The organism is Exiguobacterium sp. UBA7533, from assembly GCF_002479335.1.
GTDB lineage: Bacteria > Bacillota > Bacilli > Exiguobacteriales > Exiguobacteriaceae > Exiguobacterium_A.
In genome coordinates this window covers 76,771-90,684 of the sequence record NZ_DLMP01000005.1, presented here as the reverse complement: position 1 = coordinate 90,684, position 13,914 = coordinate 76,771, and the positions used below count along the sequence as shown (strand labels likewise).

General features: G+C 45.5%; 15 protein-coding genes. 9 read left to right on the top strand and 6 right to left on the bottom strand.

What is annotated here, in order from left to right; translation table 11 throughout:
• The first annotated feature begins 183 nt into the window (after positions 1 to 183).
• Both B2U10_RS07820 and B2U10_RS07815 read left to right on the top strand, forming a co-directional pair.
• A complete protein-coding gene (locus tag B2U10_RS07820; protein ID WP_290774044.1) occupies positions 184 to 1,302 on the top strand; it encodes an NAD(P)/FAD-dependent oxidoreductase in 1,119 nt (372 codons plus the stop codon).
• 39 nt (positions 1,303 to 1,341) lie between these two features.
• Positions 1,342 to 1,665, top strand: coding sequence for a hypothetical protein (locus B2U10_RS07815; RefSeq protein WP_056061877.1), 324 nt, complete (start codon positions 1,342 to 1,344; stop codon positions 1,663 to 1,665).
• Positions 1,666 to 1,749: 84 nt separating this feature from the next.
• On the opposite strand, the gene egtD is transcribed toward B2U10_RS07815, so the two are convergent.
• The 5 genes from egtD to B2U10_RS07790 all read right to left on the bottom strand — a co-directional run bounded on the left by egtD (position 1,750) and on the right by B2U10_RS07790 (position 6,303).
• The gene (egtD, locus tag B2U10_RS07810; protein ID WP_056061879.1) at positions 1,750 to 2,706 is read right to left on the bottom strand and encodes an L-histidine N(alpha)-methyltransferase; all 957 of its coding nucleotides are present in this window, start codon (positions 2,704 to 2,706) and stop codon (positions 1,750 to 1,752) included.
• A complete protein-coding gene (gene egtB, locus B2U10_RS07805; protein ID WP_290774050.1) occupies positions 2,706 to 3,986 on the bottom strand; it encodes an ergothioneine biosynthesis protein EgtB in 1,281 nt (426 codons plus the stop codon). Before egtB ends, egtD begins: the two co-directional genes overlap by 1 nt.
• Before the next feature lie 124 nt (positions 3,987 to 4,110).
• The gene (gene guaC / locus B2U10_RS07800) at positions 4,111 to 5,094 is read right to left on the bottom strand and encodes a GMP reductase (RefSeq protein WP_035407471.1); all 984 of its coding nucleotides are present in this window, start codon (positions 5,092 to 5,094) and stop codon (positions 4,111 to 4,113) included.
• A 158-nt stretch (positions 5,095 to 5,252) separates the two neighbouring features.
• Entirely contained in the window at positions 5,253 to 5,759 is a 507-nt protein-coding gene (locus tag B2U10_RS07795) for an NUDIX domain-containing protein (RefSeq protein ID WP_290774053.1), read from the bottom strand.
• The gene (locus tag B2U10_RS07790; RefSeq protein WP_290774056.1) at positions 5,746 to 6,303 is read right to left on the bottom strand and encodes a GNAT family N-acetyltransferase; all 558 of its coding nucleotides are present in this window, start codon (positions 6,301 to 6,303) and stop codon (positions 5,746 to 5,748) included. Before B2U10_RS07790 ends, B2U10_RS07795 begins: the two co-directional genes overlap by 14 nt.
• 142 nt (positions 6,304 to 6,445) lie before the next feature.
• Here B2U10_RS07790 and B2U10_RS07785 point away from each other — a divergent pair, with 142 nt between their 5' ends.
• The 6 genes from B2U10_RS07785 (at position 6,446) to B2U10_RS07760 (ending at position 11,163) form a co-directional block, all read left to right on the top strand.
• Entirely contained in the window at positions 6,446 to 6,703 is a 258-nt protein-coding gene (locus tag B2U10_RS07785; RefSeq protein WP_056062036.1) for a hypothetical protein, read from the top strand.
• 247 nt (positions 6,704 to 6,950) lie between these two features.
• The gene (locus B2U10_RS07780; protein ID WP_023468529.1) at positions 6,951 to 7,151 is read left to right on the top strand and encodes a cold-shock protein; all 201 of its coding nucleotides are present in this window, start codon (positions 6,951 to 6,953) and stop codon (positions 7,149 to 7,151) included.
• Between the two features lie 82 nt (positions 7,152 to 7,233).
• Positions 7,234 to 7,599, top strand: a complete 366-nt coding sequence (locus B2U10_RS07775) for a nuclear transport factor 2 family protein (RefSeq protein ID WP_290774060.1) — start codon at positions 7,234 to 7,236, stop codon at positions 7,597 to 7,599.
• Positions 7,600 to 7,723: 124 nt separating this feature from the next.
• A complete protein-coding gene (gene serC, locus B2U10_RS07770; RefSeq protein WP_290786605.1) occupies positions 7,724 to 8,788 on the top strand; it encodes a 3-phosphoserine/phosphohydroxythreonine transaminase in 1,065 nt (354 codons plus the stop codon).
• Positions 8,789 to 9,946 carry a phosphoglycerate dehydrogenase gene (locus B2U10_RS07765; protein ID WP_056062043.1) on the top strand — a complete coding sequence of 386 codons (1,158 nt, stop codon included), beginning with the start codon at positions 8,789 to 8,791 and terminating at the stop codon, positions 9,944 to 9,946.
• A gap of 14 nt (positions 9,947 to 9,960) precedes the next feature.
• Positions 9,961 to 11,163, top strand: a complete 1,203-nt coding sequence (locus tag B2U10_RS07760; RefSeq protein WP_290786603.1) for a DUF1015 domain-containing protein — start codon at positions 9,961 to 9,963, stop codon at positions 11,161 to 11,163.
• Positions 11,164 to 11,218: 55 nt separating this feature from the next.
• Here B2U10_RS07760 and B2U10_RS07755 read toward each other — a convergent pair whose 3' ends face one another.
• Positions 11,219 to 12,991 carry a glycoside hydrolase family 13 protein gene (locus B2U10_RS07755; protein ID WP_290786601.1) on the bottom strand — a complete coding sequence of 591 codons (1,773 nt, stop codon included), beginning with the start codon at positions 12,989 to 12,991 and terminating at the stop codon, positions 11,219 to 11,221.
• A 194-nt stretch (positions 12,992 to 13,185) separates the two neighbouring features.
• Here B2U10_RS07755 and B2U10_RS07750 point away from each other — a divergent pair, with 194 nt between their 5' ends.
• The gene (locus B2U10_RS07750; RefSeq protein ID WP_023468535.1) at positions 13,186 to 13,899 is read left to right on the top strand and encodes a YebC/PmpR family DNA-binding transcriptional regulator; all 714 of its coding nucleotides are present in this window, start codon (positions 13,186 to 13,188) and stop codon (positions 13,897 to 13,899) included.
• Positions 13,900 to 13,914: the final 15 nt, after the last annotated feature.

Here is a 13,914-nt window from a genome sequence, read left to right as displayed (position 1 = left end):
ATTCACAGTTTATAGAAACTGTATATTTAGTATACGTGATTGGTTTCGAAAAAGTTCACTTTCCCCATCATTTCCCATTATTCGATGTGCTACCGATCCGATTCTCACTCTTGCTAGTCGCCCGGATCTTCTACTGCTACAATATAAGATATTCCAATTGAATAGAATCGAGTTGAATTTTTCATGTACACCCATATCATTGTCGGTGCCGGAATTCTTGGTGCCTCGACAGCTTATCATTTATCAAAGGCTGGTGAACGCGTCTTACTCGTTGATCGGAAGGAACCCGGTCGCGCCTCCCATGCGGCAGCGGGCATCATCTGTCCATGGATGACACAACGACGCAATAAAGCATGGTACAAGTTAGCGAATAACGGTGCTCATTTTTACAAGACATTGATTCCTGAACTCGAAGCACTCGGCGAGACGAGCACAGGTTATCAGCAAGTTGGAGCGATCGCCTTACACGAAACATCAAAAATCGATAAGATGGAGACGATTGCGCAAAACCGCTTTCCAGAAGCCCCTGCCATCGAACGGATCGAACGACTCGATCAAGAACGTGTCAAAACGCTGTTTCCGCTCGTTGAACAGATCGAAGATGCCTTATTCGTCTCTGGCGGTGCACGTGTTGATGGACGTGCCTTATGTGCCGCTATGATCCGTGGGGCTGTCGAACACGGTGCGACTGTACTAGAAGGAGATGCTTCTCTTGTCGTAGACAAAGGAGTCGTCACCGGTATAACCATGGAAAACGAACAGTACTCGGCAGACCACTTCATTTTAACGGCAGGCGTTTGGTTGAATGACCTTCTTCGGCCGCTTGACCTTAAAATCGATTTGCACCCAGAGAAGGGACAAATCCTACAACTCGACTTGACGGATTCTACATCAACGACGTGGCCTGTCGTCATGGGACAACGCGGATTGTACCTGGTTTCGATCCACGAAAAGAAACTGATCGTCGGTTCGACACACGAGAAACAGACCGATTACAACTTAAAGCCGACCGTCAAAGGAATGTATGCTTTATTGAATCGTGCTTTACCTGTCTTACCAAGTCTCGAGGAAACGACAATTGATGAACTCCGTATCGGCTTACGTCCCTATACAAAAAACTCGTTACCAGTAATCGGACCGCTTCAAAATCATCCAAACGTGTTCTTAGCAAACGGACTCGGCGCATCCGGTTTGACGATTGGACCTTATCTCGGTAGCCAATTAGCGAAGCTTGCAAATCATCAAACGCTTGATATCGAATGGCAGACCTATGAGCCGACATACGTCTCTTTCGACTCCTAACTCACTTTATGCTTTTTGAAAGGAAGTACGTCATTGTCCATGAAACCAGTAGTTTCACTTGAATTATTTGATGCTTTAGATATTCGTGTCGGTACGATCCAGTCGATTTCGAATCGCACGGATGGCTCAATTCAGCTTGAGCTACAATTCGACGGATTTACACGTTCTTTTTCACTCGCTTGGGATTCACTACGACCTGATGTCCACGAGCTGCTTGGAAAACAAGCGATTGCTGTACTCAACGTACCTGGTCGTACGCCAGAAGAGTCCGGACGAGTACTTGAGATTGGGCGTTCAGAGCAATGGATGCCGATTCTCGTCGTGCCGGAACATCCGATTCCGGAAGGTGCACGGATCGAATAAGACACTTTAACCTATGAAAAACACTCCCCAGTCATGCTTTTAACGGAAGCTTACGTGTAGGAGTGTTTTTTAGTTATGACGCCGTTACATTTTTTCTAAATAATGCACGCTAAATCTTTTGTCATCATCAATCCAGCAATTGACCGGATGAAAACCACTTTGACGAGCGAGTGTCTCAAACTCTTCTTTACTGTATTTATAGGAGTTCTCCGTATGAACCGTCTCCCCCTGTTTAAACGGAACCGTCACGTCTCCGACTTGTACTAATTGATCAAGTTGACTCCGAAGATGCATTTCAATTCGTCCTTTTTCTTCATTATAAAAAGCATGATGTTTAAATCGGGTCACATCAAACGTTCCATCGAGCATCTGGTTCAAGTGCGTCAACATGTTCAAATTGAATGCTGCCGTGACACCGGCTGCATCGTTATAAGCACGTTCAAGGACATCGGTCGATTTTTTTAGATCAACGCCGATCAAGAATCCATCTCCACTTTCAAGGATCCGCGATGAATGACGTAAAAAGTGCATCGCTTCCTCCGGTTCAAAGTTCCCGATCGTCGAACCCGGGAAAAAGATGACCCGTTTTTGAGACTCCTCTACCGGTAAGGAAATGGCTTGTGAATAATCACCACAAACAGCTTTAATATGCAATGCAGGATACCGCTCCGATAATTGACGAGCAGATTCCATCAAAAAGTCTTTTGAGATGTCGATCGGCATGTACGTATCCAAGTGCGTAAACGTCTCAAGCAACATCTGGATTTTACGACTGCTTCCACTTCCATATTCGATCAGCGTATGCACATCCCCAATACTCTGAGCGATTTCCGCTCGGTGTTGCTCCAAGATAGCAAGTTCCGTTCTTGTCGGATAATATTCCGGTTGTTGCGTGATCTGCTCGAACAACTGGGAGCCGATATGATCATAAAAGTATTTCGCCGGTAAGACTTTTTGTTCGCGCATCAGACCTTCGATGACTTCTAAACGCATGTTTTGTTGCGGAGTATATAAGTCGTAGCCAATGACCGTCTCGCGCATCACATGTCACCCGCCAATCGGAAGCCGCCAAATAACCAGCGTTTATCGGGTGGGAAGAAGTTTCGGTACGTCTCGCGAATATGATCGTCAGGCGTCACGCACGCTCCTCCACGTAGTACCATTTGATTACACATGAACTTCGCATTGTACTCTCCAAGTGCTCCCTCGAGTGGTTTACTGCCTGGGTACGAACTATAAGGACTTGATGTCCATTCCCAGACGTTACCGAACATGCTCGCAAGTGTCGTCTCTGACTCTTTGACTACGACTGGATGAAACGTACCATTTCCCATCATGTTGCGCTTCGTAACGGAATCGACTTGACGAGAAGCCCATTCCCATTCCGCTTCTGTCGGCAAACGCTTCCCTTTAAAACGGCTGTAAGCATCCGCCTCATAAAAGCTAACGTGACAGACTGGTTCGTCGAGCCGCAATGGTTCGACGCCATTCATCGTAAAGATCGTCCATTCTCCCGCGTCATCCTTCATCCAATATAATGGCGCTTTCCAGCCTTCTTTTTGAACCGTTGCAAAGCCATCAGATAACCAATACTCTGACTTTTCATAGCCACCTGCTTCAATAAATGCCAAATACTCCCCGTTCGTGACAGGACGTGTCGCTAATTCAAACGGATGCAGCCACGTTTTATGGCGCGGACTCTCGTTATCAAACGCAAAACCGTCTCCTGTATGACCAATCTCGACGAGTCCTTCCTCAAATGGGATAAAGGATGTTTCCATGAGTGCATTTTCAGGCACGTCCAGTTCTAACGACTTTGACTGATAGGCAGGTAATAACGGATTCGTGAAAAAGTTATACTTCACGTCCATCAAAATCAATTCCTGATGTTGTTGTTCGTGTTGTAGTCCCATCTCGACCAATGCTTCGATTTTTCGTTGGTCTTCTGGAGTCCGTTCTTCTTTCAAGAACTCGATCATTTGTCCATCGACATATGCCCGGTAAGCGATGATGTCCTCGACGGTCGGACGTGACAACATTCCCCGTTGTTGACGAGGTTGATAAGGTCCGATTGAATTGTAGTACGAGTTAAACAAATAATTGTATTTCGGATGGAAGACTTGATAGTTTTCACTATATTCCTGTAGTATCATCCGTTCAAAAAACCAAGTCGTATGGGCAATGTGCCATTTTGGCGGACTCACGTCTGAACTAGCTTGAATGATGAAATCCTCTGCTTCGAGCGGTTCGATTAAGGCGATCGTTTGGTTGCGAACGGTTGCGAATTTTTCAATTAAGTACGATGTCGTTTCAAATAGCATGTCAATCACTCCCTATCCAAAATATTCCGAATTTTTCGGTCCATTTGACTTATACCCCTCCTATGGAAGAGTTATGCTAAGGAAACAAAAAAAGTCCGCTCTGTTAAGAGCGGATTCATCATATTTAAAATACTTTATCACCGTTGAAAATCGAGTTTTTGACGACGACGTAGTCGACCGTCCGAATCGCCTTCAATTTATTTCCACCAGCGTATGAGATCGCTGATTGCAAATCTTGCTCCATTTCAATCAATGTATCTGCTAGACTTCCTTTATGCTCGACGAACATCTTTTTCCCTTCAACATTCTTGCGTTCGCCTTTTTGGAACTCAGAAGCAGAACCGAAATATTCCTTGACGAGCACCCCGTCCACTTCATGTGTCTCACCAGGCGATTCTTCATGCCCTGCGAAAAGTGAACCGATCATGACCATCGAAGCACCGAACCGAACCGACTTCGCGATATCCCCATGCGTCCGAATACCACCATCGGCGATAATCGGTTTGCTTGCTGCCTTCGCACACCAACGAAGTGCTGCGAGTTGCCAACCACCTGTACCGAAACCTGTTTTAATTTTCGTGATACAAACTTTACCTGGTCCAATCCCGACTTTTGTTGCGTCTGCTCCTGCGTTCTCAAGTTCGCGTACCGCTTCCGGTGTACCGACGTTTCCAGCAATAACGAAACTTGTTGGCAAAAGCGATTTGATGTGGCGAATCATCTGAATGACTGCTTCCGAATGACCGTGTGCGATATCAATCGTGATGTATTCAGGAGTTAGTCCCTCTGTCGCGAGCTGTTCGATCAGCTGATATTCTTCTTCCTTGACACCGACGCTAATCGAAGCGAACAGTTGACGCTCTTGCATCATACGAACGAACGCTAGACGTCGTGCCGGTTCGAATCGATGCATGATATAGAAATAATCGCCTTCAGCTAAGAACAAAGCAATCGATTCATCAATGATCGTTTGCATGTTTGCGGGTACGACCGGAAGCTTGAAACGACGACCGCCGAACTCGACTGACGTATCACATTCCGAACGACTACCAACGATTGATTTTGCTGGAATTAATTGAATATCTTCATAATCGAATACTACATCCATGAATAACACCTCTAATTACGAATATTTTTTATATATCGGCAATAATCATTCGCCCATTGACTACTATAACGAACTGTTATCATAGTGTCAAAGAAATTTTCGTGTTTTTAAGGTTTTTCATGAACTTTTTTAGTTAACAAAAAAATAATGTTCGGATTTTAACAATATTGTTGTTGTAAATCAGTCAACCACTGCTCTTCCCAATCGAAATAACTCGATGCCTCCGATTTCTCAAACACTTGATCAGGATAAGGCAAGGCAAGTGGCGGACGCTCATTTTTTGGAAAATAAGCCAGTTGCTTAGATTCCCCATCAATGGCCTCGAGCTTCCCACTGACTACCTCACATTCGAACATCGTTGCTACATACTCGACCTCGTTTCCGTCAGGATACGTAAGTCGAAACGATTTCCCACCAAATGTCGCGATTAGTCGGACGGGTCGAACGAATAGACCCGTTTCTTCATAGACTTCGCGAATGACTGCTTGTGCAGGGGATTCTCCTAGTTCAATCGCCCCGGCAGGCAAACTCCAAAACGGACCACCTGGATCCTGAAAAAGGATATGCCCTGCTTCGTTTCGAATGATTGCTGCGACGCATGGTGTAAACAGACATTGTGTTCCGACATGTCGCCGTAGATTGGCATAATAATCAGAGATTGGCATGACCTGACTCCTCCCGGTCTTCTTTTAATAGAGCAAACAAAATAAAATCTTCCCAGGCATCATTGATGAAGAGGTTTTGCTTCGCGATTCCTTCTTTACGAAATCCGACTTTTTCAAGAACACGAATCGATCCGACGTTCGCCGGCATGACCTCAGCACGAATACGGTGTAACTGATGGACATCAAATAGATGGTCTACGAACAATCCGACCGCTTGAGCCATATATCCTTTTCCACCATAGACGGCATCTAACTGATAGCCGATCATGCACGTCTCGGCTGGTCCACGCTGGATGAACATCGCTGAGACATCGCCAATCAATTGATCGGTCTCTGATAAAAAAACACCGTAAGCATAATAAGCATCTTGTTTCATCAACTCTTGATGACGAAAAATTCGTTCCCGCTGCCCCTCTAACGTGTACTGTTCGGGTAACGGCTTAACTGGCATCCAGTATTCGAAGTGTTCACGATTTCGTAAGTTCATCTCAAGAAGAACTGCCGCATCATCTAAGACATACGGGCGAATATATATAGGTAACATCATTTTTCCTCCTTTTGATTATTATCTTTAGTTCAAGAAGTTTGGGTGTTTCATAATTCATCCAGCGGGAATCTACATAATAGTTTCATTACATTACTGTGACAGCATACTATAGAGAAAACTGTCGAAGAAGGAGTGACCTATGTATTCAGACACTGATTTGCTCAATCAAATCAAACAGCGTGATTCTGTCGCGCTCGAACGATTATACGATCGTTACGAAAAAACACTCTTTCTTTTATTTCGTCGTACACAGGTCGATGAAGCACTTATTCATTCTGCAATGACCGAATTATTCCGCACTGTTTGGGAACAACCGACACGTTACCCGAACTTCCAAGGATTCATTTTGCATACATTACGACAACTCAGTAGTAAAAGAGAACATATTCCGACTTAATTGAAAGAATCAGTTATACTCTTTCGACACAGGTAAAATGAACCCTTTAATTCAATGATGTATTTAGAAAAGAACAGCTTACTTTGTTCTTTTTTTGTTTTGTCCTTTCTTTTTCGATACGGGCATGCTATATTATTAAGTAATTATTGTTGTTCGGTGGAGATACGAAGTGTTTCACTTTATATTCGATGAAATTGATCACGGTAGTAATAATCAGTGTGCCAGTCACACGCAGGAGGCAATACACATGGAACAAGGTAAAGTAAAATGGTTTAACGCAGAAAAAGGATTCGGCTTCATCGAGCGCGAAAGCGGAGACGACGTATTCGTACACTTCTCAGCAATCCAATCTGAAGGTTTCAAATCACTTGACGAAGGTCAAGAGGTTTCTTTCGAAGTTGAAGAAGGTCAACGCGGACCACAAGCAACTAACGTTGTAAAACTTTAATTTCTTTTAGACCCTGCTCCGGCAGGGTCTTTTTTTGTTTAAATATGCTACACTGGCGATTCAAGAAGAAAGGAGATGTAACATGACACTCGAACAAACCGTGCAACATCTTAAAGATGCTATGCTAAAAGGAGATTCATCAAAAGTCTCACATCTATTATCTCCCGAATTCACGTTCATCGATGCGTTAGGGCGATCGTTCGACGCCGAAACGTATCTTGATCATTACGTTGACCCTGCGAATATCCGCTGGTTATCCCGGACCGATGATTTTTCATACATTGATCACTTTGAAGATACAGCGATTCAGTATAGTTTAATAGAAGATCGTTTTGAATACGGGGCAACTCAATACGTAGGACGTTTCCGGATCGTATCAATCTATCGTGCTACGTCAGATGGTTGGAAATGGCACTTTGGTCAATTAACATCTCTTGATCCGTCGTGATGGATTCAAGAGATGTTTTTGTTTTCATTTTCCATTCATCGTTAGTTAGAATTGCTTCTCATTTTTCATTCCGTTACACTTGAGTGGTACATATTTTCTGAAAATTCAAGAAGGAGTGTATCCCATGACGGTTTATAACTTTTCTGCCGGTCCTGCAGTCCTTCCTGCCCCGGTCTTAATGAAGGCTCAATCCGAGCTACTTAATTATGAAAATTCAGGACAATCGGTTCTTGAAATGAGTCATCGTTCGCCAATCTTCGAATCGATTCGAGATGCAGCCGAACAATCATTGCGAAGGCTCATGTCGATTCCTGATACGTACTCCGTCTTGTTTCTTCAAGGTGGAGCTACACTTCAGTTCGCGATGTTACCCCAAAATTTAGCGACGAAGACCGGACGGATTGATTTCATCAATACCGGTGGCTGGTCGACCAAAGCAATTGCGGATGCCAAACAGTATGCGACGGTTAATGTCCTCGCCTCTTCTGCTGATCACGGTTATCGCTTCATCCCAGAAGGTCCGTTCGCGTCATCAGCCGACTATTTGCACATCACTTGGAACAACACGCTCGAAGGAACGACGTATCACACACCGCCTCACGTCGATGCGCCACTCGTCGCCGACGTTTCTTCTTCCATTTTGTCTGAATCTTTGCCAATCGAGGCATTTGATGTGTTGTACGCCGGTGCTCAAAAAAACCTTGGCGTCGCCGGTTTGACGGTTGTCATTGTAAAAAATGAGCTACTTGATCGTGTTCCGGATACGATTGGTACCTATTTACGGTATGACATTCATGCAAAACAACGGTCTTTGTATAATACACCACCGACATTCAGTCTTTACATGACGAAATTGGTGCTCGATTGGATTGAAAAGACGGGACTCGAGATGATTGAGTCAAGAAACGTCTCACAAGCACGTATGTTATATGAAGCAATTGATCAATCCACTTATTTTCATAATCATGTAACCATCAAGGATCGAAGCCGGATGAACATTCCATTTTCGACTGGAAGTGAGACGGAAGACGCTACTTTCTTGAACTTCGCTGCGCGTCACGATCTAATCAATCTTGCCGGACATCGCTCGATCGGCGGGATGCGGGCGAGTCTCTATAACGCCATGCCGACTGAAGGGGTAGAAGCACTAATTCATATCATGCACCGTTTTGAACAGGGGGAACGTTAAATGTATCAAGTCCAACTATGGAATGATCTATCGGATAAAGGATTAAAACGATTCACAGACGACTATCACGTTCAGCGAGAAACAGAACAACCAGATGCCTTTCTCGTCCGCAGCAAGGATTTACATGATATGCGCTTTCCGGACAGTCTTAAAGCCGTAGCCCGAGCTGGCGTCGGCGTCAATACGATTCCACTCGATCAACTTGCGAACCGCGGGATTCCCGTCTTTTCGACACCAGGCGCTAATGCAAATGCCGTCAAGGAACTTGTCATCGGCAGTTTATTCTTAACGGCGCGAAAGCTCGTCCCTAGTCTGCTTTGGACGAACAACTTACGCGGACCGGATATTCCGGAGCGGATTGAAGCGAACAAAAAACAATTTGTCGGAACGGAGTTGCTCGGGAAACGAATCGGGATCGTAGGACTTGGAGCAATCGGCGCGAACTTAGCCAACACTCTCCATGAGCTTGGCATGACCGTTACAGGCTATGATCCACATATGTCCGTTGAGTCCGCTTGGCGTGTCTCAAATCAAATTCAGCGGGCAACACAGCTCGAAGATCTGCTCGCGACAAGCGACTACATCACCTTGCATCTTCCGCTCGTTGACGCAACGACAGGTTTACTCGATGCATCACTCTTGTCGAAGATGAAGCACGGCGCGACTTTGCTTAACTTCTCACGTGGCGAACTCGTCGATGAACAAGCATTAGCCGATGTACTCCGGTCTGGTCGTCTGGCTAATTATGTGACGGATTTCCCGAATGCCTTCATCTTGTCTCTTCCACGGGTCATCGCTTTGCCACATATCGGGGCATCAACGAGTGAAGCGGAGGAAAACTGTGCCATCATGGCGGTCGATCAACTGCGTCTTTTCCTTGAGACAGGAAACATCCGCAATGCTGTCAATTTCCCAGCCGTCGAGTTACCGTTCACCGGAAAACGACGGATTACGATTGCTCACCACAACATTCCGAACATGGTCGGTCAAATCGCCTCCGTGTTAGCGCAAGAGTCGATCAATATCGCGAATATGATCAACGGTAGTAAAGATGCCATTGCCTATACGATCATCGATATCGATAACCATGCAGACGAATTGATTTCGCTCGACCGACTGAATCAGATTCCTGGCGTCTTGAAAACACGTCTACTCTAAAAGGAGTGATCCCCATGCCAACGTTTGAACCTTTTGCAGCGTTACGTCCGGATTCAAAATATGCAGCAGACTTTGCTGCTTTGCCCTATGATGTTTATTCTCGCGAAGAAGCACGATCTGAGATTCGTCGTCATCCGCTGTCTTTTTTACGGATCGATAAAGCAGAAGCCACGCTTCCGTCATTAATCGCTGAAGATGATCCACGCGTTTATCAGCAAGCAGCTCTTGCCTTCGAAGAGAGTCAAACAAACGGCATCTTACAGCTCGACACGGACGAGACGTATTACATTTATCAACTGTCTGACGGGACACATATCCAATCCGGTTTCGTCGGGTGTGTTTCCGTTAACGATTATGAAACGAATCAAATTCGTAAACATGAGTTCACGCGTCCGGACAAAGAGCGAGATCGTGTCCGACATGTCGAACATCTAAATGCTCATACGGGACCGATTTTACTTGCCCATCAAACGGATGCCCAGCTTCAAGAAATCGTCTCGACGATTACTGCAGGTGATTCTCTATACGACTTTACTGTCGATGGGGTCACACACCGAATTTTTAAAGTCATCGATCGCCATCATCTGTTGACGATCGGAAGCCAGTTCGCGCGCCACGACGCCCTCTATATCGCTGATGGTCACCATCGTGCTGCGGCGGCAGCCGTCGCTGCTAGTCGGACGGATCAGGAAGAAGCCCAACGCTTCCTTGGTGTATCCTTTCCGCAGGAACAATTACGAATCCTCGGCTATCATCGGGTCGTCGAAGATCTGTACGGTCAGTCCGTCGTTGATTTTCTCGAACGTCTAGCCCATCGCTTCACAATCGCCAAAAGACGTGCCGAACAAACAAAACGTCACCAAATCGAGATGTATCTCAACCGGCAATGGTATACCCTTTCCTACGATTCTGAACGAACAGGGACGAAAGCGAATCTCGACGTCTCGATTTTACAAGAAGAGTTGTTGACACCGTTACTTGGTATCGAAGATCCACGGACGGACGCACGTATCCAGTTCGTCGGTGGTCATAAGGGGTATGCCGGCCTTGAGCAAATCGTGGATTCCGGACATGCCGCTGTCGCTTTTCACTTGCATCCGACTTCGATCGAAGATTTAATGGCTGTGGCTGATGCAGGAGAAGTAATGCCACCGAAGTCGACTTGGTTCGAACCGAAACTCCGGAGCGGTTTACTGATCCATCCGTTTGATTCATAATGCACACGCACTAAAAAAGCAAGTCGCGGATGCGATATCCGCGACTTGCTTTTTCTTATACGTGTCGCAAAAGAAGAGCCGACACAGCTTTTACTTGAATAGTTCCCGACAACGTCGTTGCATCTAACAGACTTTCATACGTTCCCTCAAGCGAAAGAGATTGTGCCTCTTCACTTACGTTGACAACGAGCAAGTAAACCTGTTCGCCCTGACGTCGCTCAACGACAAATGTCTGTTTTGTATCATCGATCCGTTGGAAATGATACGTTCCGGAATTTGCTAAAACCGGATGCTGTTTTCGAAGGGCGATCAACTGTGCAGCGTGATCGAACAAATCACGGTTCTGCTTCGTCTCATCCCATTCCATGCATGCACGGTTGGCCGGGTCTTGTCCGCCCATCATTCCAATTTCATCACCATAATAGATGACAGGCGTACCCGGAAACGTCAACAGTATAGTGAAGAGCAATTTCATCCGCTCGATATTCCCCTTCGCACGCGTTAAAGCACGCGGCGTATCATGCGAATCAATCAAATTGAACATGACCTCGTTGACATTTTGAGAATGCCAGTTTAAATTCCGACTGACCGCATACGAGAAATCACGAACGCTCGTCTCGCCCGTCGCAAAACAAGTCAGGAAGCTCTCTGTCAAACCGTAATTCATGACGGCATCGAATTGATCGCCGAGGAGCCACGGTTGTGAATCCGTCCAACATTCGCCGACGATATAACACGTTCCGTTCGCAGCCCGGACTTCTTTTCGAAACTCACGCCAAAACGCATGATCGACTTCACTTGCAACATCCAGACGCCAGCCGTCGATTCCGAATTCCTCAACCCAATAACGTCCGACATGAAGCAAATAGTCTTTGACGTCTGGATGAGCGGTGTTCAACTTTGGCATGTTCCGTTCAAATGCAAACACTTCATAGTTCGGGATTGATGGATCGACCGGGAAGGAGTCAATCGTGAACCAGTTGACATATTTTGAGTCTTGTCCCTTTTCTAATACATCCTGAAATGCGGGGTGATCTTCACTAATATGATTAAAGACGGCATCGAGTAATACGCGGATACCATTCTCATGTAGCACATCTATCATCTTGCGGAATGTTTTCTCGTCACCAAAGGCAGGATCAAGCTTTAAGTAATCAAGCGTATCGTATTTATGATTCGATGGTGCTTCAAAGATTGGACAGAAGTAGACACCGGTGACGCCGAGACGTTGTAAATGATCGACGTGATCGATGACCCCTTGAAAATCTCCACCGAAGAAATTCTGAAAAGCTGGTGCTTCACTTCCCCACTCCTTCGCTCCCGCTGGATCGTTCGTTGGATCACCATTTGCGAATCGTTCTGGGAAAATTTGATACCAGACCGTATCTTTTACCCAATCCGGTGTATCAAAGACGTCCGTCGCATGAACATATGGAACAGAAAAATAATAGCCCGGATGATCGAGTGGCGCTTCGTCATACCAACCGCGTTCGGTCAAAACGGCTGTGGTTTCGCCATGAACCTCGAACCCATATCGTACCCGCTTTCGTTCTGGACGGATTGCAATGAACCAATAGTCATACGTCGCGTCACTTCCATTGTATTGCATCGACTTCTGTTGCACTTTCCAGGATTTTTCTTTCTCCGGATCAAAATTCCAATCTCGGTCTTCTTCTTTTTCCGCTTCCCATTCATAAGGATCACCATATATCAATTCAACTTTTTCAATATCGTCTTTAGCCGTCATGAGTCTAATATGAACGGTCTCTTGATCATAGGCATAAACGAATGGTGATAATGCGCGATGAACTACTCCAGCCTGGTTCAAATACTGTCACTCTCCCTTAAATTGATATTTCTCTATCGGTAAAGTTCCTTTCTTCCGCATCACTTAAACGCATTTAGTAGAAATTCAACTGTTCGACCGACATTTTAGTTCAGTCTATCAGGTAGTTTAAGGTATACTGATAACGCATAAGAAATCATGGATTTCTGACATTACGGAAAGAGAGTGGATACGAAATGGGTCGTAAATGGAATAACATTAAGGAAAAAAAGGCATCAAAAGACAAAAATACGAGTCGGATCTACGCAAAGTTCGGTCGTGAGATTTATGTAGCGGCTAAACAAGGTGAGCCCGATCCAGAATCAAACCAAGCATTAAAGGTCGTTCTCGAACGAGCGAAGACATACAACGTGCCCCGTGCCATTGTTGATCGGGCGATTGAAAAAGCAAAAGGTGGAGCGGAAGAGAACTATGATGTACTTCGTTATGAAGGATTTGGTCCAAGCGGTTCAATGGTCATCGTCGAAACGTTGACGAACAATGTTAACCGGACGGCTTCTGATGTGCGTGCTGCATTCGGAAAAAATGGCGGAAACATGGGTGTGAGCGGATCCGTCGCTTATATGTTTGATGCGACGGCAATCTTTGCCTTCGAAGGTAAAACTGCGGATGACGTGCTCGAATTGATGATGGAAGCGGATATTGATGTGCGCGACATCCTCGAAGAAGACGAATCTGTCATCATCTACGCTGAGCCAGAACAATTCCATGCTGTGCAAGAAGCGTTAAAAGCTGCAGGGATTACCGAGTTCTCCCTTGCTGAACTCGTTATGCTTGCACAAAACGAAGTGGCTTTGTCCGAGGATGATGTCGCACAATTCGAGAAGATGATTGATGCACTTGAAGATCTTGAAGATGTGCAACAGGTGTACCATAACGTAGAGTTATAATCAAAAAGACAAGAG